25 protein-coding genes, 1 tRNA gene and 2 pseudogenes are annotated in these 23,628 nt (G+C 58.5%); 7 read left to right on the top strand and 21 right to left on the bottom strand.

Annotated elements, in window-relative coordinates; all coding sequences use genetic code 11:
* Positions 1–207 precede the first annotated feature (207 nt).
* The 5 genes and pseudogenes from ABH909_RS17455 to ABH909_RS17435 all read right to left on the bottom strand — a co-directional run bounded on the left by ABH909_RS17455 (position 208) and on the right by ABH909_RS17435 (position 5,140).
* Positions 208–1,107 carry a DUF2950 domain-containing protein gene (locus tag ABH909_RS17455; RefSeq protein WP_429435430.1) on the bottom strand — a complete coding sequence of 300 codons (900 nt, stop codon included), beginning with the start codon at positions 1,105–1,107 and terminating at the stop codon, positions 208–210.
* Positions 1,108–1,121: 14 nt separating this feature from the next.
* Positions 1,122–2,597, bottom strand: a complete 1,476-nt coding sequence (locus ABH909_RS17450; protein WP_429435428.1) for a DUF3300 domain-containing protein — start codon at positions 2,595–2,597, stop codon at positions 1,122–1,124.
* Between the two features lie 28 nt (positions 2,598–2,625).
* Positions 2,626–2,700, bottom strand: a pseudogene (locus ABH909_RS17445) (hypothetical protein); the annotation flags it as partial.
* A gap of 46 nt (positions 2,701–2,746) precedes the next feature.
* Positions 2,747–3,202 (bottom strand): hypothetical protein, encoded by a 456-nt coding sequence (locus ABH909_RS17440; RefSeq protein ID WP_429435425.1) that lies wholly within the window; start codon positions 3,200–3,202, stop codon positions 2,747–2,749.
* 180 nt (positions 3,203–3,382) lie between these two features.
* Positions 3,383–5,140 (bottom strand): alpha/beta fold hydrolase, encoded by a 1,758-nt coding sequence (locus ABH909_RS17435; protein WP_429435422.1) that lies wholly within the window; start codon positions 5,138–5,140, stop codon positions 3,383–3,385.
* Positions 5,141–5,309: 169 nt separating this feature from the next.
* Between ABH909_RS17435 and ABH909_RS17430 the strand changes: the two genes are divergently transcribed.
* Both ABH909_RS17430 and ABH909_RS17425 read left to right on the top strand, forming a co-directional pair.
* Positions 5,310–6,314: an AraC family transcriptional regulator gene (locus tag ABH909_RS17430; protein WP_429435419.1), complete on the top strand. Its 1,005-nt coding sequence runs from the start codon at positions 5,310–5,312 to the stop codon at positions 6,312–6,314.
* Positions 6,315–6,400: 86 nt separating this feature from the next.
* Positions 6,401–7,054, top strand: a complete 654-nt coding sequence (locus ABH909_RS17425; RefSeq protein WP_429435416.1) for an MliC family protein — start codon at positions 6,401–6,403, stop codon at positions 7,052–7,054.
* A gap of 9 nt (positions 7,055–7,063) precedes the next feature.
* Here the strand turns inward: ABH909_RS17425 and ABH909_RS17420 are convergent, their stop codons facing one another.
* From ABH909_RS17420 to ABH909_RS17405, 4 genes and pseudogenes are all read right to left on the bottom strand, one after another.
* A complete protein-coding gene (locus ABH909_RS17420; RefSeq protein ID WP_429439959.1) occupies positions 7,064–8,248 on the bottom strand; it encodes a patatin-like phospholipase family protein in 1,185 nt (394 codons plus the stop codon).
* A 151-nt stretch (positions 8,249–8,399) separates the two neighbouring features.
* Positions 8,400–8,528 (bottom strand): annotated as a pseudogene (locus tag ABH909_RS17415) (Lrp/AsnC family transcriptional regulator); the annotation flags it as partial.
* 102 nt (positions 8,529–8,630) lie between these two features.
* Positions 8,631–9,197 (bottom strand): hypothetical protein, encoded by a 567-nt coding sequence (locus ABH909_RS17410; RefSeq protein WP_429435413.1) that lies wholly within the window; start codon positions 9,195–9,197, stop codon positions 8,631–8,633.
* Between the two features lie 104 nt (positions 9,198–9,301).
* Positions 9,302–9,712, bottom strand: a complete 411-nt coding sequence (locus tag ABH909_RS17405) for a RidA family protein (RefSeq protein WP_429435410.1) — start codon at positions 9,710–9,712, stop codon at positions 9,302–9,304.
* Between the two features lie 144 nt (positions 9,713–9,856).
* Between ABH909_RS17405 and ABH909_RS17400 the strand changes: the two genes are divergently transcribed.
* Positions 9,857–10,783 (top strand): LysR substrate-binding domain-containing protein, encoded by a 927-nt coding sequence (locus ABH909_RS17400; RefSeq protein ID WP_429435408.1) that lies wholly within the window; start codon positions 9,857–9,859, stop codon positions 10,781–10,783.
* Between the two features lie 70 nt (positions 10,784–10,853).
* On the opposite strand, the gene ABH909_RS17395 is transcribed toward ABH909_RS17400, so the two are convergent.
* The gene (locus ABH909_RS17395) at positions 10,854–11,165 is read right to left on the bottom strand and encodes a KGG domain-containing protein (protein WP_429435405.1); all 312 of its coding nucleotides are present in this window, start codon (positions 11,163–11,165) and stop codon (positions 10,854–10,856) included.
* A gap of 273 nt (positions 11,166–11,438) precedes the next feature.
* On the opposite strand from ABH909_RS17395, the gene ABH909_RS17390 reads away from it, so the two are divergent.
* Positions 11,439–11,996: an ATP-dependent Clp protease proteolytic subunit gene (locus tag ABH909_RS17390; protein ID WP_429435402.1), complete on the top strand. Its 558-nt coding sequence runs from the start codon at positions 11,439–11,441 to the stop codon at positions 11,994–11,996.
* Positions 11,997–12,023: 27 nt separating this feature from the next.
* On the opposite strand, the gene ABH909_RS17385 is transcribed toward ABH909_RS17390, so the two are convergent.
* From ABH909_RS17385 to ABH909_RS17370, 4 genes are all read right to left on the bottom strand, one after another.
* Complete coding sequence (locus tag ABH909_RS17385) at positions 12,024–12,308, bottom strand: hypothetical protein (RefSeq protein WP_429435399.1); 285 nt, start codon at positions 12,306–12,308, stop codon at positions 12,024–12,026.
* A gap of 116 nt (positions 12,309–12,424) precedes the next feature.
* Positions 12,425–13,255: a DUF3618 domain-containing protein gene (locus ABH909_RS17380; protein WP_429435396.1), complete on the bottom strand. Its 831-nt coding sequence runs from the start codon at positions 13,253–13,255 to the stop codon at positions 12,425–12,427.
* Complete coding sequence (locus ABH909_RS17375) at positions 13,252–13,695, bottom strand: phage holin family protein (RefSeq protein ID WP_429435393.1); 444 nt, start codon at positions 13,693–13,695, stop codon at positions 13,252–13,254. Before ABH909_RS17375 ends, ABH909_RS17380 begins: the two co-directional genes overlap by 4 nt.
* Positions 13,695–14,336, bottom strand: coding sequence for a hypothetical protein (locus ABH909_RS17370; RefSeq protein WP_429435390.1), 642 nt, complete (start codon positions 14,334–14,336; stop codon positions 13,695–13,697). Before ABH909_RS17370 ends, ABH909_RS17375 begins: the two co-directional genes overlap by 1 nt.
* 364 nt (positions 14,337–14,700) lie before the next feature.
* On the opposite strand from ABH909_RS17370, the gene ABH909_RS17365 reads away from it, so the two are divergent.
* On the top strand, positions 14,701–15,132 hold the full coding sequence (locus ABH909_RS17365; protein WP_429435388.1) for a nuclear transport factor 2 family protein: 432 nt from the start codon (positions 14,701–14,703) through the stop codon (positions 15,130–15,132).
* 101 nt (positions 15,133–15,233) lie between these two features.
* On the opposite strand, the gene ABH909_RS17360 is transcribed toward ABH909_RS17365, so the two are convergent.
* From ABH909_RS17360 to ABH909_RS17330, 7 genes are all read right to left on the bottom strand, one after another.
* On the bottom strand, positions 15,234–16,742 hold the full coding sequence (locus ABH909_RS17360; protein ID WP_429435385.1) for a tripartite tricarboxylate transporter permease: 1,509 nt from the start codon (positions 16,740–16,742) through the stop codon (positions 15,234–15,236).
* A 24-nt stretch (positions 16,743–16,766) separates the two neighbouring features.
* Positions 16,767–17,258, bottom strand: coding sequence for a tripartite tricarboxylate transporter TctB family protein (locus tag ABH909_RS17355; RefSeq protein ID WP_429435382.1), 492 nt, complete (start codon positions 17,256–17,258; stop codon positions 16,767–16,769).
* A 1-nt stretch (position 17,259) separates the two neighbouring features.
* Complete coding sequence (locus ABH909_RS17350) at positions 17,260–18,225, bottom strand: tripartite tricarboxylate transporter substrate binding protein (protein ID WP_429435379.1); 966 nt, start codon at positions 18,223–18,225, stop codon at positions 17,260–17,262.
* 280 nt (positions 18,226–18,505) lie between these two features.
* Positions 18,506–18,601 (bottom strand) — tRNA-Sec (locus ABH909_RS17345).
* A gap of 6 nt (positions 18,602–18,607) precedes the next feature.
* A complete protein-coding gene (selB, locus tag ABH909_RS17340; protein ID WP_429435376.1) occupies positions 18,608–20,527 on the bottom strand; it encodes a selenocysteine-specific translation elongation factor in 1,920 nt (639 codons plus the stop codon).
* On the bottom strand, positions 20,524–21,972 hold the full coding sequence (gene selA / locus ABH909_RS17335; protein ID WP_429435373.1) for an L-seryl-tRNA(Sec) selenium transferase: 1,449 nt from the start codon (positions 21,970–21,972) through the stop codon (positions 20,524–20,526). Before selA ends, selB begins: the two co-directional genes overlap by 4 nt.
* 202 nt (positions 21,973–22,174) lie before the next feature.
* Positions 22,175–22,537, bottom strand: coding sequence for a DUF6124 family protein (locus ABH909_RS17330; RefSeq protein WP_218394957.1), 363 nt, complete (start codon positions 22,535–22,537; stop codon positions 22,175–22,177).
* A 561-nt stretch (positions 22,538–23,098) separates the two neighbouring features.
* On the opposite strand from ABH909_RS17330, the gene relB reads away from it, so the two are divergent.
* Positions 23,099–23,290, top strand: coding sequence for a type II toxin-antitoxin system RelB family antitoxin (gene relB / locus ABH909_RS17325; RefSeq protein WP_007902309.1), 192 nt, complete (start codon positions 23,099–23,101; stop codon positions 23,288–23,290).
* Entirely contained in the window at positions 23,280–23,549 is a 270-nt protein-coding gene (locus ABH909_RS17320) for a type II toxin-antitoxin system RelE/ParE family toxin (RefSeq protein WP_007902310.1), read from the top strand. Before relB ends, ABH909_RS17320 begins: the two co-directional genes overlap by 11 nt.
* Positions 23,550–23,628: the final 79 nt, after the last annotated feature.

Below are 23,628 nucleotides of genomic sequence, written 5' to 3'. Positions count from 1 at the left end.
CCAGGGAGCGGGGCTTGCCCCAATGCCAGTCAGTTAAGGCGCGGAACCTGTGGGAGCGGGCTTGCTCGCGAAAGCGGCGTATCAGGCGACATCAATGTTGACTGTGCCGCCGTCTTCGCGAGCAAGCCCGCTCCCACATGGATTGCGCTTAACTGACAGGCATTGGGGCTTGCCCGCTCCCCAAGGGATCTGCAGTCCCAGGCAGATCTACTCTTGACCCACAGTCACCACCTTCCAACTGTCATCTGGATCAAAGCGCTTCATCGACTCCGCCAACTGGTCACCACCGGGTCCCAAGTCTTTTTCGAACACCTGCCCTTCATGACTGATCATGAAACTCATCACCCCGGTGTCCGCGTATTTCGCCGGCCAGGCGATCAGTGCAAAACCACGGCTCATCCTGTCACCAATGAGGTAGCTATAGGCGCCGCCCGGTGCCGAAGGACCTTGGCCATCAAGGATGCGAAAGTGATAGCCCTGCCAGTCTTCGCCGGCAATGGTTTTACCGAACAAGGGCCCCAACGGGCTGATCTGACCGCTATCGTCGTCCTCCCAATAAAGTCCGTCGTGCTTGTCGGCGGTGCTGAAGATTTTTTGCGCGTAGGCGAGCGCGCCGTCACCGTCACGATCCACGGCTGCATATTCCATCTGGACGTCGTGATAAGTCAGCACTGATTGCAACGCGGCGAGTTCGTTGCGGCCAATTCGACGTGCACGGATTTCGGCGCTACCGGCGTCGATGTCGAAGCGCCACCCGTCCGCGCCTTTTACCATGGGGATAGGCAGAGTCCAGTGGTCACTGCCAACCGACAGGACCGCCTTGCGATCGCTGGTTTTTTCAATGGTGTGTTGTTCGCGGTATTGCTTCAAAAACGCATCCACATCACTGCGCTGCACGCCTTCGCGCGGGATGAAACTGCGCCATTCATTACCCAGCAACTCAGTCAGGCGTGCCTGATCGGCATATTCCGTCCCCAGTGCTTCGACGAACGCCTGGGCGGCCATTTCCGGCGTCGGAAAAGCCTGCTGTGCCGTAGCCATGCACGACCACATCAAACCGGCAGCGATCGCCAGGACATGAAAGCACAAGCCCGTGAGAGCCTTCATTCGAGCATTGTTTTTCAACGACGGCTCCCTCTTTGACGCGCGGGTGGACTGGACGGCCGACTGACCTGATGGCCGGCTGGACGCGAGGCACTGGGGCGCCGGGCGGATGCCTGGCTGGCCTGGCCGCGACTGGCTTGTGCGTTGGCCTGGGCCGGCGAACGCACGCCGGCGAATGCATTGTTGCGGGCACTGCCCGTGCTGGTAGCCGGCCGTTTTTGCACAGTCTGGCGCCCTTGCAAATCGCCCTGCCCGCGCTGGTTTACCTGAGCGGTCTGTTTCCTGGGTGGCTGACTCTCCCGAGTATTTCTGGCAGTGTCCTGGTTCCTGTCAGACGCTTTCGGTCTGTCGGTACCTGCTTGCATCCGATTGCCGGGCGCAGTTGCAGACTGGGCTTTGCGCGCCGAATCACGGGCTTCGCGGTTTGTGGTGGCAGGTCGCTCGATACCGTGCTTGTCCATTGAACCACGGGCTTTTTCACGAGCCTGGGCTCGCTGAGCATCGTCCCCTCGATAGGCTTCACGCTGACGGGCACCGTCCAGTTGGCGGCCATACTGTTCGCGGCTCTTACTGTCTCGATAGGGAACGCCGTCGCGATGAACAGCGTTGTGCTGCCAGTTGTTCTGATTCCGAGTGATCTGATTGTTGCGATTGATGTTGTTGTAGCGGTCGACGTCGATGTCGATGTCGTTGTTGTCCCAGTCACATTCACCCCATAACGAGCCGATGATAGCCACACCGGTACCAAAGGCCAGCCCGGCCATCAATGCCGAACCGGGGTAATAGGCCGGTGGCGGTGGATAGTACACGGGCGGCGACGCCGGATAGGGCCAGGTGCCATAGGTTGTGGTCGGGTTATAAGTGGGTACGTAAACCACCTGCGGATCGGACGGCTGAATGATGATCGTGGAGGTGCTGGTGGCCGGAGCCGGAGCCGGAGCCGGAGCTGCCGCTGTCGGTGCCGCAGCCGCCTGAACCGTCACGTTCTGATATTGGTTGCTTTGCAGGTTCCCTGCTGACTGGGCCTGATGACGCAAGCGTTGCACGCCCCCCATGACATCGTCGGGCTGCGCCAGAAAGGCATCCCCCAGGCGTTGCACCCAGACGGGATCCTGTCCCAGCGTTGCCATGACCTGGGGGAAAGCGACCAGCGCCTGCACGCTCGGATCCCAGGGCTGGTTCGCCACTTGCTTGACCGCATCGTCGCCCTTGGCGTCCGGGTGTGCTTTAGACCAGGTGACCGCTTCGGCTATTTCCCCGGGGTACGTAGTGGCCATCAGCACCTGGGCCAGCAGTGGGTCGGGGTAAAGCGCAATAGGAGCCAGCATTTGATCCAACTGCTCTTGAGTAAACACGGCATCCTTGGCCACCGCGTTGACGGGCGCGGTAGCGGCAGCGCTGGTGGTCGCGTTCGCGTCCAATGATTGCGCCAGGCAGGAAGATCCGCTCAAAAACAATGCAGCTGACACCGCGTAGAACAATGGAATGCGCATTGCACCCCCTCTGTGGTCAGGCAGGCTTGAGCGCCTTGATCGTTCCGCCCTTCCCTGCACCGTCGCGCCCGTCAAAAACGATGCAGATCTTGATGCGCTTGGCTTTCTTCAAGCCTTCAACGCAAGTTCAAGAAGTCTTTAACCCAAGCTCAAGGGGCTATCTGATAGCCACGTTGCTGCATGCAACTGTTGTAGGCGGAAGCAGTAGCCGCCGGTTCTGCCCGGCGATCCTGACGACGATCCTGACGTTGTCGGGATCCACCTACAACCGCACCTGCGACAGCAGCATCCTTGGCGTTGTTCTGTCGATATTCCTGTTTAACGTCGTCGTCCACCTTGTCATAAATCTCGTCATGCTGACGACCGCGCGCTCCGGCAACCGCCGCACCGGCTACTGCGCCCGTAGCGGCACCGCGAGCACGTCCACCTGATTGAGACGTCGTGCTGGTGCTTGCCGCGTTCCCGGCTTGAGCCTGGCATGCGCTTATGTCCTGCTGAATCAATTCGGGGGACTGCCCTTTGAGTGGCGTGACGGTCTCGGCTGAAGCGCAAAGGCAGAATACCGAGACAATAGTAGCCAAACAGGGGGGGATGGACTTTTTCATAAAGCCTCCACTGTTATCAGTCTGCTTTGGATCTTTGAGTCTAGCTCACGTTTGGCGACTAACCCTGGGGACTATGTTCTTCGGGGGCAACTACTAATTCCTTTTATACGTGTGCCCCCTCGAACGGGTGTGGAAAGTTTTGAGCATTGACCGTAATCAGCCAATGCGCGCCAGTTGATCTCAACGCTCCAGTACGTAATGGCCCGGGGCTGTATACAACGGCGGATATTTGCGTGAGCCCAGTTTGCGCGGGGCTGGCCGGCTAGCGCCCGACCGTTGTTCAATCCACTGCCGCCAATGTGGCCACCAACTGCCGGTGTGGCTCTCGCCTGCATCTTGCAGCCAGCTTTCTGGATCTGAGGCGGTGGCATTGGCGGCGTAGAAATACGACTTCGGGTTGCCCGGCGGATTGATCAAGCTCTGTAGATGGCCGGCATTGGAGAGGACGAAGGTGCTGTCTTCGCCGAACAATCGGGCGGTACCGTAGCAGCCCTGCCAGGGTGTGATGTGGTCGGTCGTGCCGCCGATCACATAGGCACCGACCTTGACCTTGCTCATGTCAATCGGCTCGCCGGCGATCTGCAAGCCCCCCGGCTTGCTGTAGGGATTGTGCTGGGCCAGATCAAGGTAGTCGGCATGCAGTTTTGCCGGCAGACGCGTGGAGTCGTTGTTCCATGCCAGAATGTCGAATGCCGGCGGCTTGTTGCCCAGCAGGTAGTTGTTGACCCAATAATTCCAGATCAGATCGTTGGGTCGCATCCAGGCGAACATACGCGCAATGTCCTGGCCACTGAGTGTTCCCTTGCACTGCGAGCTGGTCTTCGCCGCGCGCAGTACCGCCGGCGTGGCAAACAGGCCGATGGCTGTCTCACCGAAGAGCGCGGGCATATTGAGCACGCACACCGCCCAACTGGTGTTCGCCACCTTGGCGCCTTCACCGCGCGCCGCCAGCCAGCCGAGATAGGCCGCGAGCGTCAGGCCACCTGAACAGGAACCCCACATGTTCACATCCGCACTACCGGTGATTTGCCGCGCGACGTCCACTGCCTGGTCGAGGCACAGCGCGTATTCGGACAAGCCCCAATCGCGGTGCATGCTGGTCGGATTGCGCCAGCTGATGACGAACAGTTGTATACCGCTGTCCTGGATCCATTTGATCAGGCTTTTGTCGGGTGACAAGTCAATGGCGTAGTACTTGTTGATCTGCGGCGGTGACATGACCAACGGGCGGGCATGTACATTTTTCGTGGTTGGGGCAAATTGCAGCAGTTCGAACATCTCGGTGCGCAACACCACCTCGCCCTTCGCCGTGGCGACATTTTCTCCCACCTTGAATGGCGCGCTGTCCACCTGCATCGGCATCCCGCCGTTGTGGCGCAGGTCCCGGGAGAACTGCCCGATCCCTTTGACAAAGCTCATGCCTCCCGTATCGAGCAACTTGCGCAACGCTGCCGGATTGGTGAGCAACAGGTTGCTCGGCGCCAATGCATCAAACAACTGTGCGGCAATGAACCGGGCGCGGCCCTTTTCTCTGGCATCGAGATGGGCCCCATCGATAAAACGGCTCAGTTCGTCATTACCAGCCAGGTAGCTTTGCAACAGGCCGCGCAGCAAGGCATTGGATTGCCAGGCCGGATCGCAAAAACGTTTGTCTTTGGGACTCGGTGCCACGCTGGAGTTGCCGGCGACAATACTGCCCAACTCCTTGAGGTAACTGCCAACATGCCGTGCAGCCTTGACCGGCCTCTTGCCCACGGCCTTGAACAAGGCACCGGAGGCGCTCAGCAGATCGACCGGGCGCACCCTGAGCAATGGTGTCGCAACCTGTGCTGTGTTGACCGCTAACTCTTGTTTCTGCTGCTCTTGAAGAGCTTTTGGCGCGCGGCGACGCTTTGCAGGGGTGTCCGTTGATCGAGTGATTCGAGGTGTTTTATTCATGGCCATTCTCTTGTTTTTGTACACAAGCCTTGAGGGCAACGAGCAATCCCCACCTGACGATGCGGGAAGTGACGCAGTGTCGCGCAGCTACTGGCGTTCACCTTGACTTTGCGGGACATTCACCTGCTAAGCTGACAAATCGCTGTCCCGGATTGAGAAGTCATCATTCATGAGTGGCCTTGTTCGCAGTGCCAGCTTGACGAACTACGCTGAAACAGCCCGATTGCTACACGTCGATCAGCTGCAGCAATTGCGCCTTGTCGGCCTCGATCCCCAATGCCTGCTTCAACCAGACTTGAAGATTCCCAACGAAGCTGTAGCACGCCTGCTCGAAAATTCGGCGCGTGAAGCGGGAGTGGACGATTTTGGCTTGCGCATGGCCGAAACCCGCAAGCTCTCCAATCTGGGGCCTCTGGCGCTGCTGTGGCGAGACGAACAGACGATCCGTTCGGCCATGGAAGCGTTCCGCGACTTCCTTTTTCTCCACAATCAGGGTTTGGTGCTGAATATCGAGGAAAATGGCGGCGTGGTGGTGTTGCGCATGGAACAGGTCACGGTGGGAAACCTGCCGGTGCGTCAGGCGATGGAACTGTCAGTGGGAGTAACCCACCGCCTGCTGAAAACCTTGCTGGGGAACCACTGGCACCCTTCAATGGTTTGCTTTCGTCACGCAGCGCCGATGGACGACAGTCGACACCGCCGCATATTCGCCACCTCCGTGCAGTTCAATAGTCTGATGGATGGCATCGTTTGCCGCAGTACCGATCTGGACAAGGCACTGCCCAGTGCCGATCCGGACAGGGCCCGTTATGTTCATCAATATCTGGACAGCATCCGCGAAGAATCCAAGACAGCTTTACTTGAACAAGTGCGCCAGATGATCTGGACAGTGCTGCCCACGGGCCATTGTTCGGTGGAACAAGTAGCGGCCAATTTGGGATGGGACAGGCGAACACTGCATCGCAAGCTCGCGCAGGAGGGCGAAACATTCTCCTCGCTGCTGGATCAGGTGCGTGCGGAACTGGCAATGCGTCACCTGGCACATTCCAATCAACGTTTGAGTGAGATCGCCGGGGTTCTGGGGTTTTCCGAACTTAGTGCCTTCTCACGCTGGTTCAGCCGGCACTTCGATTGCAGTCCATCGACCTGGCGAGCTCGCCAGTCCAATCTGTAATACAGCCTTATACTGCGATACACCCAATGCGAACAAATGACTGTTCAACGGATCAATAGATCCCACAGCAATCCGGGTATCAGGTAATGAATCAGCCCAACAAGAAAACGCTCACCTGCCTGCTCGCTGCCAGCGTGTGCGCGGCGACGAGCACCTGCGCAACTGCTTCACCCATCTTCCACACCAGTTTCGACTGCGCCACGGCAACGGCGTCGGTCGAAAAGCTGATTTGTCGCGACCCACAACTGGTGCAGATGGATATCGAACTGACGCGTCTTTATCGCCTGGCGCTCACGGACGATCATTCAGTACCGCGTCCGGACAAGATCGTGATCGACCAGCAGTTCTGGCTCGATGCCCGCAATCAGTGTGCCTCCGACCCTGCGCCCAAGGCGTGTACGATCCGACAGAATGCCGAGCGCGCGCACCAGCTGCGTCAAGGTTCGGTCATTGCGAGAACCAAGGATCCAGACAGACTCACCGAAGGCCCGCTGGCGTTTCGGTGTACAGGATTAAATGAGCTGCTTGCCGCCACCTTCTTTAACACTCAGCCTGGTGTCGTGTACCTGAAATGGGCGAACACCTCGATCACCCTGAGTCAGGTGCAGAATGATTCGGGAACCCAGTACATTGGCAAGGATTCCCGAGGGAGCTACAGCTTCTGGCAAGACGGCAATGCGGTGCTTTTCCAGAAGCCAGGCTCAGGGGAAATGAGTTGTACGGCCGAGCCGATCGGCTGAGACCGTCTCTCACGTACTCGGCGATTTATGCCACGGATAACCTTTGGCACTGAGTTCATAGGCGTACTCGAACAAACGCTTCATGTACTCGCCATCGAATTTATGGAGGCGGGAAACATGGAAATCGGAGCCTATGTACGCCAGATTAAAGTCCGCCTCATCTTGCTGGGCAATTCGGTAAATTCGATCCAGATCGCTAATCCCCTGAGTCTGGATCAATGCACTGATGGCTCGACCGCCAATGCTCAAGGTTCGGCGCTTCGTTCCGGACCATTGCAGTTCCAGTTTGCCGTTGCGAATGACATAGAAATGCCGTTCACGCCGCAAACGCGCCCCGGGCACCTGGTTCAGCGCCATCACGGTGCCAGGTGGGTAAAGGAATACCTGCGTAAGGACACCTCCGTCCACGTGCATTTCCTGAAACGGGTGGCCGTTAACGTCCACATCAATCATGACGGGTGAGACGGCACCGGGAATACTCATCGACGCGACCATAATGTTGCGAAACAGCTCGAGCGCTCCCGGTGCCTGGCTGGAGGCGATAGCCCCCATGTTCCAGGTGACCGGGCGCCCTGAATCAAGGTCGGTGGTACCAATCATCAGGAGCCGTCCCTTGGCGTATTCCGAGGCGATCGCCGCAAGAATCTCGGCCGTGACGTGCTGTGCAATGAGCCGCGACAGGGGCTTGCTGTGTGCTATGCCATCGCTGGTAAGACGGGTCAGCAAATTGCGCGCATGGAAAATGTCTTTTGGGCCGACTGCATTGCAGATTCGCACAATGACATCGTCGTACTGGGGCCCCAGGTAGGCAAACGGGGCGACCAGGGCGCCAGCGCTAATACCGGTGACGACTTTGAATACAGGTCGAGTCCCATGCAGGGTCCATCCCGCAATGATGCCCCCGGCGAATGTGCCAGCGTCGCCGCCGCCCGAAACGGCCAGCAAATTTGCCCGCGGCAGCATGTCATTCGGTAGCCCTGCGCTGGCGAGCGCCTCAGCCTCTCGAAGGTTGGCCAGGCTCACATCCCGAATGAATGGTGTCAGGTCCTGGTCCAGCCAGTAGCGAGCATCTGGAATACCCGGGATCAGCGCTTTTTCCGTTAACGTTGACGGCACCGCATCACGGCGTTGCAGGCATGCTTGACGCAACATGTTCAGGGTTGAGGCGCCAGGTCTGAGCGGGAATGGTTTCAACACGCCTCCTCCGGCCCCAGCAATTGACAGAACCCGTCACGCACACTCAATACCCCCATGACCAGTCTCAATGGCGTGGCCTCACCACCTTTCATGCTAGCGCAAGCAAAGGCAGTCATGAGGTTGGCGGGACGTCCGGTCTGTCGCCCGTTTACTGCTTTGTCCGCCCCGCAATGGCGATACGATTGGTCGTTTTGACTTCACGCAACGCAAGATTTGACTGGATTGAGGCGATACCGAGTTGTCGCCTCAATACGCTCTCGACAAAGTCACTGTAACTAAGTCCGATCTGCATCCATGTGGCCCTATTCCTGAAACCAGGCTCAGGGAAATGAGTTGTACCGCTGAGCCGGTCGGTTGACTTCTCTGGTGCAAGGAGGGTTTAAACGAGATGCCCGAGTGTGGCCTTGTGAATCTTTCCGACCAGAATACAACTGGTGCAAGGACCGATATAAGTTTGTGATGCGCCTGCGAGTACCACATGTGACGAGGATGTGGTGTTCATGTAGTTGTGCGCTGGATGAGCAACGATAGCGAAAGCTGTCATCTTTTCTCCATAACGCTCCAGGGCTGTAATGATCTTTTTCTCGGCGCAGCCCGGGTTATGTTGATTGGCTTGCTGGATAATGCCTGGATCAACCTCGCCACCGCCAGGCACGTCGACACGAAGTATAAATTTCTTGCCAGTAGCTTCTTCGAATGCCTTGCCGCGGGTGTGAAGTCGCTCACCGATCTTGTCTTTCACGTCACGCTGCAAGCCGGGAGAAAAGCTCAAGTAATGGTAAGGAAAGTTCGAGAGTGCCACCGCAATGACACCCTCCTCGGTCACCCCGTTCTGACTCAGATACGTCGAAATTAACTCGCCGAGTTCGAAAAGACTGGCGTCGGGGCCAGGAAAAGGATCGTAGTGATCTTTGAGCCGGCTTTGCATGCTTGCTTCCAGTGGCATCTGGATTCCCTCTCTTGATTGACCTTCCTTGAGGTACCACACGTTCGGACTCAACCAGTTGCGATGAGCATAGCAGTGACTTCTGATTTGCCCATTTCCCTAACTCAAACCGGCACTTTCGACCCGTCCGGAAGCTTGGCAATCACCTTGATCTCAAAATGGAATCCATACAGCCACGTTACACCAACAGCGGTTAACGTCGGGTGCGGTGCGTTACCCCAGAACTCCGGCACAACCTTCCAGATCGTTTCGAACTTCTCTTGTGGATCGACGATGAAGACCGTTACGTCAATCACGTCGTCGAAGGTGCAACCGGCAGATCCCAGGATCGCGTTCAGATTGTTGAACGCGAGCCGAACCTGGGTCTCCAAGTCGGGCTCGGGTGAGCCGTCTTCGGTGCTACCGACTTGCCCCGAAACGAATAAAAAGCCATTGGAACGGATAGCCGGCGAATAGCGATTGCGCTCGTAAAGCGCTTGGCGTCCGGGCGGAAAAACAACATCACGCGTAGTCATACGGTGCCTCCTTCAACGGATCAAAGCCGACCCGCAATTAATGATGAAAGAAACTTTAAGGACTTGTGCCTGCCCGATAAACGAGCAACTGTAGCCATCACTGTTTGTAAAACCCAAACAATCCAATAGATATCCGGGGCAGAAATGGACCGTTTCGATGCGATGCAGGCATTTGCTCGGGTGGTGGAAACGGGCAGCTTCACCAAGGCGGCCGAAACACTGCATATGAGCAAGACGAGCGTGACGCAACTGGTGCAACAGTTGGAGGCCCGGTTACGCGTCAAACTACTCAACCGCACGACGCGCAAGGTCAATGTAACAGCCGATGGCGCCGTCTATTACGAACGTGTGGTAAGGCTGATAGCCGACATGGACGATGCCGAGACTAGTCTGTCCAGCGCCTCGGCCCTGCCCCGGGGCCGACTGCGAGTGGATGTACCCAGCCCGTTGGCCAGCATGATTCTGATACCGGCGTTGCCTGCATTTCATGCTCGATACCCTGACATCCAAATCGATATGGGCGTCAGCGATCGCATCGTGGATATGATCGGTGAGAACGTAGATTGCGTTGTGCGGGGCGGAGAACTAACCGATCAGTCTCTGATGGCCCGGCGGGTAGGCGACCTCCAGTTGGGCGTTTATGCGGCGCCGAGTTACCTGGACCGCGTCGGTACGCCGTCGCATCCGCAAGAGCTGGAAGATTCGCATTATCGTGTCGTCGGCTTCCTGTGGGCACGCACAGGCAAAGCCGTGCCTTATGCCATGCGCAGCAACAGCGAGAGCGTCTATATCAAGGGGCGTTATGTGTTGGCAGTCGATGATGGCAATGCCTACATCGCGGCCGGTCTGGCCGGCCTAGGAGTTCTTTGGCTGCCAGACTACATGTCCAAAACCTACGAAGCGCGCGGTGAGTTGGTCCGTTTGTTCGAGGATTGGCGCCTCGATCCGATGCCAATCTACCTGGCCTTTCCACCGAACCGGCATATCAGCTTCAAGTTGCGCGTATTCATTGATTGGGTCGCTGAGTTGATGGCACAGCATGCGCCTATCACGGACCGGCATCATTCGTGAGGCGACAGGAACCTGCCCTGGATAAAACCAAGCCCCGCCATAAGCGGGGCTTGATGTATTTCACTCGGCATCAGGGTTTACGCCCGCCGCCGGGATTTTGCCCTCCTCCTTGTTGCCCTCCTTTTCTACCTGCTTCAGACGCTCTATCTCTGTCGTCGGCAAAGTTGCCCGAGCGGCCTCCTCCCTGTTCGCTGCCGGAGCGATTGGTATCGCTGGATTGACGGCCTCCTGAGGCCTGTCCACCTTTTTTGCCGGCATCGGAGGTGCGTTGCGGATCGTTCATCATACCGCCGCCCGACTCCCCGCCTTTTCTACCGGCTTCGGAGGCTTTTCCAGGGTCATTGGCAAAATTGCCTGGGTTCTTGTTTCCGGTGTTAGCCATTTCCGTTCTCCTCATGTTATTCACGAGCCTTCGTCGTCGGCTCGTCTAATTCCGAGGTTTTCTGCGATTGAAAGTTTGAACTGATCCGGCATTCTTGCGACAAGCGGATTGGAATTATTAGTTCCAGAAAACTCTGGCTACGGCGACTAATGGAAGTGATTCAAACGAGTATAAGAGCGGGTTGTGCTTATATAATTTGATGAAAGAAAAGAGCGTTGAGGTCTGGCATTATTCGTCTTCGACTCTCTATTTATCTCCTATGGAGGTGCATCGATGACAGAGCACATCATCCACTTTCATTGCCAGATTGATCAGGGCACCATGGAGCGCTTCAGAGACTGCTGTCTCGACGCCATCGACCAGGGCGCTTCTTCCTTGCTGCTGAATCTATCCACCAGCGGTGGCAGCACCAACTTCGGCTTCGCCCTCTACACCTTTCTCAAATCCCTGCCGGTGCCGCTGTGCGCGATCAATGCCGGCAACATAGAGTCGATGGGCATCATCATGTACCTGGCCGCCGGCCGACGGATCACCGCGCCTCATTCGCGGTTTCTGATTCACCCGATGAATTGGTATTTCCCCCAAAGCTCGGTCGACCATCAACGCCTGCGCGAATACCTCTTGAGCCTGGATAACGACCTCGCGCGTTATGTGCAAATCTTTGCCCTGGAAACCGCCCACGCGGATACCAAACTGGACATTTTTCATTGCCTTTCAGCGGAAGAAAAAGTCATTGCGGCGCATGAATCCCTGGCTTACGGAATCGCCCACGAAATGCATCAGATGGTGTTTGCCGATAACGTCAAACACTGGAAAATCAGCGGCGGCTGACGCAGGTTCGGGACGGCCCTACTGACGTCAGGTGCCCGGAACGGGATGGATATCCAGGGTCATTCCATCACTCAATATGAGTTTCAAATCCTTGATAGTGCCGGCCACGCGGTCCTTGAACATCGGCTCGCCTTCGGGATCAAGTACATCGTAGATAAAGCGATTGCCCTCAATCCAGCCGATGGCTGTTTGCAGTTCGGGCGTGAGGTAATACTTGCCATCCAGAAAAAAACCGGCAAACGGTTCTACCCTTTCGCGTTTCTCGATTTCGTAGCGCACACCGGCGGTCATACCTGTGGCTTCATCAATCATGATGCGTCCCTCGTCAGGGTGTCTGATCTTGGCTGTCTGGTCAGTATCAGGGCGTCGACAAACCGGGCTCAACGGGACGTCTGTGCTTCAGACCTCCCGTCTTGCCCTGATACCCGTCAAGAAGTTCCCAGCCCACGGGACAGATCGGCTGAGGTTTCGGACGTAGTCTTGCGCATCGCGCCCGTCTCTCCAGCGATTGCATCGTGGGGCTCTATGGGTTCCATCACCTTTTCGCGCACGGCCTCATAGCCCTCCCGTGCTTGCTGTTTGACCTTGCCGGTGAGGCTGGCGCTGGTCCTGCCCAGATAACGGCGCTCCGTTGCGGTAGTGGGTAATGCCGCGCCCAGCAACGCGCCCACCGCGATACCCATCGCCGCCATCAGCAGGGGTTGTTCCTTGAGCAGATGACTGAACTGGTCGCCCATTTCATGGGTCCTGCGCGCCAGGCGATCACTGGTGTCATGGACAGCGTGACTGAGCTGATCGGTCTTGGCATGCAGATTGTCGCTCAGGTGCGCAGCCTTACCCTTGACGGCCTGATAGCTGTTCTTGAGCGAATCGGTGGTTTTGTGCAGACGCTCCCGGGCGCTGTCCATGCCGTCGGTGAGCCCTTCGGCGACGTCATCGGTCCAATCGACATCCAGCTCAGTCTCAACGCGATATTCCCTGGGCGTTGGCGGGCGATTCTGGCTCATGATCAACCACATCAGGCCGACCGAGGTCAGCACCGCGGGCATGGGATTGTTGCGCACACTGGTGCCCAGATTGGTCAGGAAAGTCGAGCCGTTGCTTTGCATCATCAGCAGCGCCTGATCGAACATCTGGCCAGGGGTGAACTTGCTTTCCAGCGCGTCAACGATATGCCCGATGTTCTCCCGTTGCGCATCGATTTCGCGCTCGATGGTTTCCGGGCTCTTGGCCGCTTCGGTGTCTAATTCTCGCTTCATGACACTTTCCTCCGCAGGGCTTCCTGGTCTTTGTTCAGCGCGTCCAGGGTGCGATCAGGCTTGAAGTGGGAAGGCTCGAATTGTTTTTTGCCTGCCTGCAGCATCACGAATCCGATGACCATCACCACGACGCCGACAATCAGCGCGGCCAGCCAGGGCGCCATCACGAGGCTCAAGGCATAGACCACCGCCATCAGCACAATAATGAGCCCGGCGAGCAGCACAATGGCGCCGCCAGCGACACCGGCAATCCCTGCTTTCAATGTCGTCAGGCTGGTCTGCAATTCCGCCTTGGCCAACGCCAGCTCTTTGGTGAATAACGACGGAACTTCCCGAGATAACTGCCGCAATAGACCGACCACGGAAGCATCGTAATCAGTGGTCGTACCCGACGGATTGATGGGCTGTGTGCGTTGCAGTTCTGGATCGTCTCTGTTCATTACCGTTCTCCTGAGAAGGGGCTGGACCCCGGCATTGAAGAAGTATCGCCACGATGGTCGGGCGCGTTCGGCGAAGACGGCGTGATGCCAGTGGCCAACCCGGGCGACAAATCGCCTGCCGATGGCATCGACGTTTCATAGAACTCTTGCGAGCCATCGCCACTGAACGAGGGTGTGCTGCCCTGCTCCGTGAACTCGCGGTCGGTTGTTGTCGGCAGGGGCGCCGTGCCCGCTTTCAGGAACCGCGACAGACCGAACCCCACCGCTATGCTGCCGACAATGAACAACCCTGGATTGTCGCGCGCCAGATCAGCGCCATCGTGCAGAAGCTCTTCGGCACTTTTACTGCGCAGTTTTCCCGCCAGGCTGCTCATGCTGTCGGCCATGTTCGCCAGATAGTCGGACATCCCGAACGTATCGTTCGTCCTGATCTCGGAAACGACTGACTGGGCGCCTCTGGCCAATGCTTCAATCTGGTCCGCTGCGGTATCGCGGTATTGGCCGAACTGCTCATCGGCCTGATGCCGTGCACCGCCTATCGCTTCGGTAACCTCCTCCTTTATATGTTGAAAGTTCTGTTCGGAGCCTGCGGGATCCCGAGGGCCATCCGGTTGTCCGGTTCTGCTGTCTGGAGTAGTCATGTCATCCCTCGCCTTCGTAATGAACACGTCAGGAAGTGGCCGCGGGTGTGTCCGCGGTGGTGCTTCATTGCAAATGACGGGGGGGCTGGCAGGGAGTTCCACGCAGATGATGAAGTGATAAAAACCGCACCGGTGGTACTCGCGGGAGCGGAACCTGTGGGAGCGGGCTTGCCCGCGATGAAGGCGGCACATTCAACATTGATGTCGCCTGACACATCGCTTTCGCGAGCAAGCCCGCTCCCACAGGATTGCGTTTCATTGACTGGCTGGATGCATCTCGCAACAAAAATCTGCTACGTTGTACGATGACAGACGATACGCCTATTTCGTCTGCCCTCTCAATAACAACAAGGAAAAAATACCCATGAAAAAAACGAAATTGCTTATCGGCTTCTTGTGCCTCTTCAGCGGCTACGTGATGGCGGCCCCTTCCTCGGGCGAAAAGGATGTTGCCGTAGCGGTAGACCATCTGACTCAAGCGATGCTGCACAAGGACATTCTCCAACTGAATGCGCTCACCGCTGAAAACCTTACCTACGGCCATTCCAGCGGGAAAATCCAGGACAAGAAAGCGTTCATCGCTGACATCGAAACCGGTAAAAGCGCTTTCAAGACACTTGAAATGAAAGGCCAGACCATCACGCTGTCGGGTGATGTGGCGTTGGTCCGGCATCATTTTTCGGCACAAGCGATCAAGGGTGAAGAGATCGTTCCGACGGAAATCGAGAACTTCCAGATCTGGCAGAAACAGAAAGGCAAATGGCTACTGGTCGGACGACAAGCGTTCCGTTTCTGAAATTGAGGGTGCGATGATCGTTCCCACGCAGAGCGTGGGAATGCAGCCGGGGACGCTGATCTGCTTCATCGCGCGGATCATCAAACCGGCTCGCGAAGCGCTCAATCATCCTCATGCAATTTAATGCCGCGTTTATGCAGCACGTACGGAACCAGCAGCACCAACAGCGTCAGCACCAGGAGCGAGGCCGCGATCGGTTGTGTCACAAACACCATCCAGTCGCCCTGGCTGATGGACAAGGCGTTGCGCAGTTGTTTTTCCGCCATCGGGCCCAGCAGCATGCCGACGATCACCGGGGCGACGGGGAAATCGAATCGCCGCATCAATACTCCGGCCCAACCGATGGCCAACATCAAAAACAGGTCGAACGTCGAGTGGCGCATGCCGTACACGCCGATGGTGGCGAAGACCAGAATGCCGGCGTTCAGGTACGGTCGTGGAATCTGCAAGAGTTTGACCCACAGGCCCACCAACGGCAGGTTCAGCACCAGCAGGATGGCATTGCCGATGTACAGCGAGGCCACCAGCGTCCAGACCAATTCGCCCGAGGTCTGGAACAGCAGCGGCCCCGGTTGCAGGTTGTAGTTCTGGAACGCGGCCAACAGGATCGCCGCCGTGGCGGAGGTCGGTATGCCCAGGGTCAGCAATGGCACCAGCGAACCGGTCGCGCTGGCGTTGTTGGCCGCCTCGGGGCCGGCAACGCCTTCGATGGCGCCCTCGCCTTTGCTGGCGGCGAATTCTTTCGGGTACTTGCTGAGTTTGCGTTCGGTCGAATACGACAGGAACGTCGGAATTTCCGCGCCACCGGCCGGAATCGACCCGAATGGAAAACCGATCAGCGTGCCCCGTAACCATGCAGGAATCGAGCGCTTCCAGTCGGCGCGGGTCATCCACAACGAGGTCAAGCGATGGCGGCCGGCCGTTTCTTCTTTTTGGTAGAGCACGCCGTACAAGGCTTCACCGACGGCAAATAATCCCACCGCGACGAGCACCACTTCAATGCCATCGACCAGTTCGGGCACCGCCAAGGTGTAGCGGGCAATGCCTGAAGTCGAGTCCAGGCCGATCAAGCCGATGGTCAGCCCTATCCCCAATGACGCAAAGCCGCGCAGCATCGACGCACCGAGCACCGCCGACACCGTGGTGAAGGCCAGCACCAGGATCGCGAAATACTCCGCCGGCCCGAACTTGAGCGCCAATATCGCTACGAGGGGCGCGAACAGGGTCAGCAAGATTGTCGCGATGGTGCCGGCAACGAATGAACCTATCGCAGCCGTCGCCAACGCCGGGCCTGCCCGCCCGTTGCGGGCCATGAGGTTACCTTCCAGGGCCGTGACCATGGAGGAGGACTCTCCTGGCGTGTTAAGCAGAATCGAGGTAGTGGAGCCGCCAAACTGAGCACCGTAATAGATGCCGGCGAACATGATCAGCGCGCCGGTAGGATCGACCTTGGCGGTAATCGGCAGCAGTAAGGCGACGGTCAACGCCGGCCCGATCCCCGGCAAAACACCAATCGCCGTCCCCAGCAGGCAACCGATAAAACCCCACATCAGATTGATCGGCGCCAACGCGGCACCGAAGCCGGTTGCCAGACTCGAGAGAATGTCCACCTTGTCGACCTCCTTGGGCCCGGATCAAATCCAGGCGTTGACCAGGGGCGGCAGGGAAACCCCTAGCCCGGCGGTGAAAAGCCAGTAAATCGGCAGCGTCAGGGCGATGCCGATGGCCAGGTCCCGCACCGGGCTGCGACTGCCGAAACCCCGTGCCGAACAGGCAAACAGCAATGAGGCGGCCAATACGAAACCGATGTAGGTAATGAGCAAGGCAACGCCCACCAGCCCCGCCGTGACCCAGGTCGCCCCGGCCTTGCCGCCGGGCTGAGGCCGGGTGGTTTCATGGTCGTCGGCAAGGTTGCGAAAACCACCGGTGAGCGCCTGATAGCACATCAATAGACCGACGACGCCCAGAAACGCCGCGACGGCGTAGGGATAGACATACGCTGCCATGATGACGAAGCCCATTTCGGGGGGAAACCGCGAGGCACCGAACGCCAATACCGCGCTGATGGCGACGACACCTAAACCCATCGCCAGTTGGGTCGGCATGACTTTCCAGCGCCCGGCCATCTCAAAGCAGCCCGACCTTGACCAGCATCGCGCGCAGGCGCCCGTGCTCTTCTTCGACGAATTTACCGAAATCATCCCCGGTCAGAATGCTCGGCGACCATGCATTGGTTTTTACGTTTTCTTGCCAGACCGTGCTTTTGGTGGCGATCAGGACGGCTTCGGTCAGTTCTTTGCGCTGTTCAGGCGTCAGGCCTGCGGCGCCATAAACACCCCGCCAGTTGCCGATTGTCACGTCATAGCCACTTTCTTTGAGGGTCGGTGCATCGATGCCTTCAACGCGTGTGGGCGCGCCGATGGCGAGTAAGCGGAATTGTTTGGACTGCACGTATTTGGCAAGCTCGGCGTAGCCGCCGGTGATCACCGTGATGTGGCCCCCCAGCGTCGCGGCGACGACTTCGCCGCCACCGGCGAAGGCGACGTAATTGACCTTGTTGACGGGGACGTCCATTTTGCTCGCCAGTTCGGCGATACCAATGTGGTCGATCGACCCCTTGGAGCCACCGCCCCATTTGATGCTGGACGGGTTGGCTTTGAAGTCTTTGAGCAAGTCGCCCAGGGTTTTGTACGGGGAGTCGTCACGCACGGCAATCACGTTGTATTCGGTAAACAGTCGGGCGATCGGCGTCACGTCCTTCAAGGTGATTTGCGGTTTGTTTTGCTCGATGGCTGCGACCATGATTGCACCGACCACAATCAGGGCATTGGCGTCGCCCTTGGTGCCGTTGGCAAATTGCGCCAACCCCAAGGTCCCACCCGCCCCACCCTTGTTCTCGAAGGTTGTGGACTTTGCCGTTTTCGCTTCGACCATGGCTTTGCCCAGGACACGTGCGGTCTGGTCATAACCACCACCGACTGAGCCCGGGGCCATGAACTTGACGGTATCGAGCGCAAATACCGGTGAGGCGAGCGCGGCGGCGGTAACTAAAACGGCGAGGTTGCTGCTGAATCGACGGGCCAATGCAAACATGAGTCGTCTCCGGATAGCTGTTCTTGTTGTTTTCGATCAGGGAAGAGCCCCTGTTCGTTGAACATGCGTCTGGGAATAAGCGTAGGTCATAGTTGTGTTTGTTGGCGGGCTTTCACCAGCCAGCTCAGCGCTATTCCTGTGGGAGCGGGCTTGCCCGCGATGATGGCGGCACAGTCAACATTGATGTTGCCTGACACACCGCTATCGCGGGCAAGCCCGCTCCCACAGGGATTGTGCTGAGCTGACAGGCGTTAACTGCCTACATCAGTGTTCTACCAAATGGCGGAAGGCAGCCGGAGTCGAACCTGCCCGGGAACGGATGCCGTCCCCAACCGGGTTTGAAGCCCGGCCGCGCCACCGGGCGCGATTGCCTTCCTTGAACTCAGTTTGTTGCCGGTTGAGCCAGTGCATTGTCGAGCCGAATGTGACGCCGGTCGCCAAAGCGTCGGGTCAGGCCGATCCGGTCGAAGTACTCCAGAATCTGAATACTGCGCTTGCGCCCCAGGCCCACGGCATCGCGAAACGCGGTGACCTGAATCACCGGGTCATCGCTGGCCAGTTGCACCAGCATAGCCGCCAATCGGCGCACCAGTGTTTCGGTATAAAACAAGTCACGAACCACTTGATGCACCAGCCCCAGCCGCGCCATCTTGCGCAGCAGCAGGCGTACGGCGGCCTCTTCATGGCTTGTCGCTTTTGCCAGATCACGCACCCACGGCGGATCGAAACCCGCGTGTTCAAACAGAGGCTGTAGCTGTTGCCACAGGGTTTCGTCATCCTCGCTCAAACGCACTTGATGGTCCGGCAAATGCAGCCACGGACCGCTGGCGACGATCGCACCGCTGGCCAGCAATTCGTCGAGCAGGCTGATAAAGGTCGGCCGCTCCAGCGCGGTGCCGGCGAAGCGACGCAGGCGGTCCCTGTCCGGTCCCATTTGATCCAGTTCCAGTTGATGAAAGCGTGCGAGGTGTTCCAGCAGCGGCGCTTTCAGGGCTTCCCAGCGCACCGCGCTGAACAGCAACGGCCCTTGCCGCGTATCGATCAAGCGCACGTCATCGGGCAATTCCCAGCTATCGCGCAGACGATTGAACTGGCGCTCCAGACGCCGGGGATCAAGCCCGGTGTCGCTGTTGGCCAGCAGCGCCGGCAGTGCGTCTTCCAGGCTGTTGGTGGTGGCCAGCGTTTGTAGCTGCGCCAATCGTTCGGGGCTGCGACGGTGTCGGGCCGGGGCGAACGGGTCGAGCACCCGGCCACCGCCGAGGGTGCGTTGGGCGCTTTGATCGCGCAAGATCAAGCGATCGTCCTTCACCGCCAGCACCGGCGCATTCACCAGCAGTTGCGCGAACATCTGCTGCCCCGGTGCCAGGCTGGCACCCTCCAGCAACGCCACGCGCCCAGTCACGTCTTGAGTGCCGAGATGCACATGCACGGGCTGAAAGTGCTCGAAGCTTCGCGCTTCGCTGGTCAGCAAGGTCATCTCGATATCCAGACGCTGGGTCGGCGCATGCAGCCATTCAGCCAACAGCCAGTGGCCCCGGTGAATCTGCTCCAGGGCCAAACGGTCGGCACTCAGGTTCAGCGCGACTCGCTGCCCGGCCATGGCGCTGTCAGCCGCCTGATTCTGCGCATGCAGGCCTCGCACCCGCACGGGTTTGCCCAGCGGACTCAACATCAGCGTATCGCCCACGATCACTTGGCCAGACAACGCGGTGCCGGTCACCACGATCCCGACGCCGGCCACGCTGAACGCCCGATCAATCGCCAGGCGAAAATCGCCGCTGGCGCTGCGTTGAAGCACCTCATGTTGCGCATCCAGCAAGGCCTGACGCAGCGTCTCGACACCCTCGCCGGTCACACTCGACAGGGCGATTTGCGGCGCGTTGGCATAAGGTCCGGGTGCGAGCAATGCTTCGATCTGTTCCCGGACGGCCTGCACACGAGCAGGATCGACGCGGTCGCATTTGGTGATGGCAATCAGTGCCCGAGGGATGCCCAGCAACTCGACGATCGCCAGATGTTCGCGGGTCTGCGGCATGACGCCGTCATCGGCTGCCACCACCAACAACACCAGATCAATGCCCTGCGCCCCGGCCAGCATGTTGTGGGTGAAGCGCTCATGACCGGGCACATCAATAAAACCGGTCAGCGCTGCGCCCGGCTCCAGAGCTGCATAGAGATAACCGAGGTCGATGGTCATGCCGCGTTCGCGTTCATCCCGGCGACGGTCGCCGGCCTGGCCGGTCAATGCCTGGAGCAAGGAGGTTTTGCCGTGATCGATGTGCCCCGCCGTGCCGACAATCACCCGTTCCGGCCCTCCTCCTGCAACTGATCGAATTGCGCCAGCTGATTGAGCTGCGCCAGCCACGCGGCTTCGTCATCCAGTTGGCGCAGGTCCAGCCAAAGCGCATCAGCATCAATGCGCCCCAACACGGGAATCGGCAACCGACGAAACGCGGCCTCCAGCCCCAGCAATCGCCGCCCGCGCAGACGTTTGGAAACGTTGGGCCGCAGGCATAACGCGGCGCTCGGTAAACGAGCCACCGGTTGGCTGCCGCTGCCGATCATGCCCAGCGCCGGCACCGCGCTGACGCTCCAGCCATCACCCAACACCTGCGCCAGTGACGGTTGCAGGCGTTCGGCCTGGGCGAAGATGTCGATTTGAGGGCGGGTCAGCAGGCGCAGGCTCGGCAGGCGTTCGGCCAACCGATCCGGGTCGCGGTAGAGCATCAACACCGCTTCGAGCGCCGCGAGAGTCAGTTTGTCGACCCGCAATGCACGCTTGAGCGGGTTCTTCTTAATCTTGGCGATCAGGTCTTTGCGCCCGACTATCAACCCGGCCTGAGGACCGCCGAGCAGTTTGTCGCCGCTGAAGGTGACGATGTCCGCGCCATCGAGCAGCGCCTGGCGTACCGTCGGTTCAGCAGGCAGGCCCCAGCGAGTCAGGTCCAGCAGGCTGCCGCTACCCAGGTCTTCGAGCAGCGGCAGCCCGTGACGGTGAGCCAGTTCCGCCAGTTCAGCCGTCGGCACCCGGGCGGTGAAACCCTCGATGGAATAATTGCTCGCGTGTACACGCATCACCAAGCCACTGCGCGGACCGATGGCAGCCTCGTAATCCCGGGCATGGGTGCGGTTGGTGGTGCCCACTTCGTGCAGCCGCACCCCGGCGCGAGCCATGATGTCGGGAATGCGGAAGGCGCCACCGATTTCGATCAATTCACCACGGGAAATGATGCCTTCCTTGCGCGCGCCCAGGCTGTTGAGCGTCAGTAACACGGCGGCGGCGTTGTTGTTGACCACGGTCACCGCTTCGGCGCCGGTCAGCTCGCGAATCAGGCCTTCGATCAAATCATCCCGGTCGCCGCGCTTGCCGCTGTGCAGGTCGAATTCCAGATTGAGCGGATAGCGGGCGGCGAGTTGAACGGCTTCGATAGCCGATTCCGGCAACAACGCGCGCCCCAGATTGGTATGCAGTACGGTGCCGGTGAGGTTGAACACCCGCCGCACCTGGCTGCGATGCTGGATCGCCAGACGCTCGCCTGCCCTGCCTGCCAAGATATCGGGGGTGATTTCAACGGCATTGAGTTCGCCCTTGAGCACCGGTTCGCGCAAGTCATCGAGCAGTTGCCGCAAACCCGCCAGCAGCGCGTCACGCCCGTAACGCTCGGCCAGTGGTTGGCAGGCGGGATGGCGCAGCAAGCTGTCGATGGAGGGCAGCCGCAAGGTGTGGCTGGCGGAGGTTGCAGACATCAGAGGCTCCCGGAAGCGAATGACCGTCGCGTCTGAGTGTAGCCGCTGGGCTCACTGCTCAGGTGATGCCGAGCGCCGCCTTCGTCTTTGGTCGTCTGCGCGGCGGTGATGTCTTTGCGTTTGAGGTTCGCGTTGTGATCGTGTCGCCGCTGGCGGAAAGCTCTTTACCGAGGGGCAAGCCTCTCGGTAAAGGGCTGAGTGATTACTTAGGTGGAACGAAATTATCCAGCATTCGATTCACCGCCAGTTCAGCCAGCATGATGACTTGCTGAAGCGCCAGCAGGGTATTGCGGTGGGTGCCCTCTACCAGTGCAGCAATGTCACTGGCCATGACACTGGCCGAGGCCAAGTTCTCACACGTTTGAACCAGCAAGGTTTCATGGCCGACATCCGGCGCAACCATGTACATGGTGCTGGGTTTGCGGGGGGTATTGTTCATGACCGCTGCCGGGTTTAGGTAGAAATTGAGGGCGCGTTCGGCGGCTTCGTGAAATTTTTTTGAATCGTTAGATTCGTACGGGGATGCCGGATCAGAGTCTGGCGGGTTGGGCGTAACTTTGAACAAGATGAAAACTCCTTGTTGCAGATTTTAAGGAGCCATCACCCTCGCTACCAAACGAAGGGTGGCGGCCATACGCGGGTTGGTAGACCGGCTGCAACAGGAAACCCGGCGCTCACAAAGGAGCCCCACGCATGACCACCATAAAAGCAGAGTCCCAAAAAAGAGACGGCATAAGGTGTTGCCATACGGCTGTTACAGGCGGGCTACCAAACCCGATCACTGTTTTTCAGTGACAGGGAAACGATATAGCCCGCCCCACAGCCGCACAAGCCAGCCGATTCTGGCGCACGCGTAGGTAACGACGCAAGGCGTTGTAGCCGGTAGGACGTAACGGCGGGTGTCTTTAAACGCGTACGTTAAACACATGAAAGCGTTCAAAAAATTGAGGAAGCGTCCGACATCTTTTAGGGGTTGGCTGTCGCAAGCGAGAGGTTTAATGTGGTTGCGCCCATCAGATAGAGAGATGGGACCACGTGATGCTTGGCTGGGTGTACTTCATCTTGACACCCACGACAGTGAGCCACATACCGATTAGACTGCTAAGTATTGATCCCGGAGGTCACTATGAGCGCCGAACTTTCCCCCATCGTTTCAGAGTTTGAAACCGAAGAGCAGGCCGCCAGCTACGACCGTTGGTTCCGTGCCAAAGTGCAGGCGTCGCTCGATGATCCACGCCCGAATGTCCCGCACGATCAGGTAATGGCTGATATGCGATCCCTTCTCGAAGCCAAGCGCAATAAGCGCGATGCTGGTTGAGTGGCGGCCCGAAGCGCGGGCTGAACTGTGGCAAATCATTGATTATATTGGCGACCGCCACCTTGTAGCGGCGAGCGAACTGTACCAAGCCATTGAGGTTGCTACCTCGGCACTTCCGCAACATCCCTACCTTTATCGATTTGGTCGTGTACCCGGTACGCGGGAAATTGTTGTGCATCCCAATTACTTGGTGGTCTACCGGGTGACAGATCGAATCGAGATCTTAACCGTTTTGCATGCCAGGCAGGAATACCCCTGACTCGACCAGTTATTTGCATCGGATTTGACCAGCACGCTTCGTGGACATAACCGAATTTATCTCGCTTATTGGGTGGGAT

Source organism: Pseudomonas sp. BS3782 TE3695, assembly GCF_050435305.1.
Classification (GTDB): Bacteria; Pseudomonadota; Gammaproteobacteria; order Pseudomonadales; family Pseudomonadaceae; genus Aquipseudomonas.
Note: the sequence above shows the minus strand (reverse complement) of the source record. Positions and strands in the feature narration are given on the sequence as shown.

Coding starts and splice junctions, on each gene's coding strand:
- ABH909_RS17440 (WP_429435425.1), bottom strand. CDS start 3,202: ATGAAAAAGTCCATCCCCCCCTGTTTGGCTACTATTGTCTCGGTATTC.
- relB (WP_007902309.1), top strand. CDS start 23,099: ATGAGCGCCGAACTTTCCCCCATCGTTTCAGAGTTTGAAACCGAAGAG.
- ABH909_RS17395 (WP_429435405.1), bottom strand. CDS start 11,165: ATGGCTAACACCGGAAACAAGAACCCAGGCAATTTTGCCAATGACCCT.
- ABH909_RS17365 (WP_429435388.1), top strand. CDS start 14,701: ATGAAAAAAACGAAATTGCTTATCGGCTTCTTGTGCCTCTTCAGCGGC.
- selA (WP_429435373.1), bottom strand. CDS start 21,972: ATGTCTGCAACCTCCGCCAGCCACACCTTGCGGCTGCCCTCCATCGAC.
- ABH909_RS17390 (WP_429435402.1), top strand. CDS start 11,439: ATGACAGAGCACATCATCCACTTTCATTGCCAGATTGATCAGGGCACC.
- ABH909_RS17380 (WP_429435396.1), bottom strand. CDS start 13,255: ATGAAGCGAGAATTAGACACCGAAGCGGCCAAGAGCCCGGAAACCATC.
- ABH909_RS17355 (WP_429435382.1), bottom strand. CDS start 17,258: ATGGCCGGGCGCTGGAAAGTCATGCCGACCCAACTGGCGATGGGTTTA.
- ABH909_RS17370 (WP_429435390.1), bottom strand. CDS start 14,336: ATGACTACTCCAGACAGCAGAACCGGACAACCGGATGGCCCTCGGGAT.
- ABH909_RS17430 (WP_429435419.1), top strand. CDS start 5,310: ATGAGTGGCCTTGTTCGCAGTGCCAGCTTGACGAACTACGCTGAAACA.
- ABH909_RS17320 (WP_007902310.1), top strand. CDS start 23,280: ATGCTGGTTGAGTGGCGGCCCGAAGCGCGGGCTGAACTGTGGCAAATC.
- ABH909_RS17375 (WP_429435393.1), bottom strand. CDS start 13,695: ATGAACAGAGACGATCCAGAACTGCAACGCACACAGCCCATCAATCCG.
- ABH909_RS17435 (WP_429435422.1), bottom strand. CDS start 5,140: ATGAATAAAACACCTCGAATCACTCGATCAACGGACACCCCTGCAAAG.
- ABH909_RS17425 (WP_429435416.1), top strand. CDS start 6,401: ATGAATCAGCCCAACAAGAAAACGCTCACCTGCCTGCTCGCTGCCAGC.
- ABH909_RS17400 (WP_429435408.1), top strand. CDS start 9,857: ATGGACCGTTTCGATGCGATGCAGGCATTTGCTCGGGTGGTGGAAACG.
- ABH909_RS17385 (WP_429435399.1), bottom strand. CDS start 12,308: ATGATTGATGAAGCCACAGGTATGACCGCCGGTGTGCGCTACGAAATC.
- ABH909_RS17410 (WP_429435413.1), bottom strand. CDS start 9,197: ATGCCACTGGAAGCAAGCATGCAAAGCCGGCTCAAAGATCACTACGAT.
- ABH909_RS17405 (WP_429435410.1), bottom strand. CDS start 9,712: ATGACTACGCGTGATGTTGTTTTTCCGCCCGGACGCCAAGCGCTTTAC.
- ABH909_RS17350 (WP_429435379.1), bottom strand. CDS start 18,225: ATGTTTGCATTGGCCCGTCGATTCAGCAGCAACCTCGCCGTTTTAGTT.
- ABH909_RS17455 (WP_429435430.1), bottom strand. CDS start 1,107: ATGAAGGCTCTCACGGGCTTGTGCTTTCATGTCCTGGCGATCGCTGCC.
- ABH909_RS17450 (WP_429435428.1), bottom strand. CDS start 2,597: ATGCGCATTCCATTGTTCTACGCGGTGTCAGCTGCATTGTTTTTGAGC.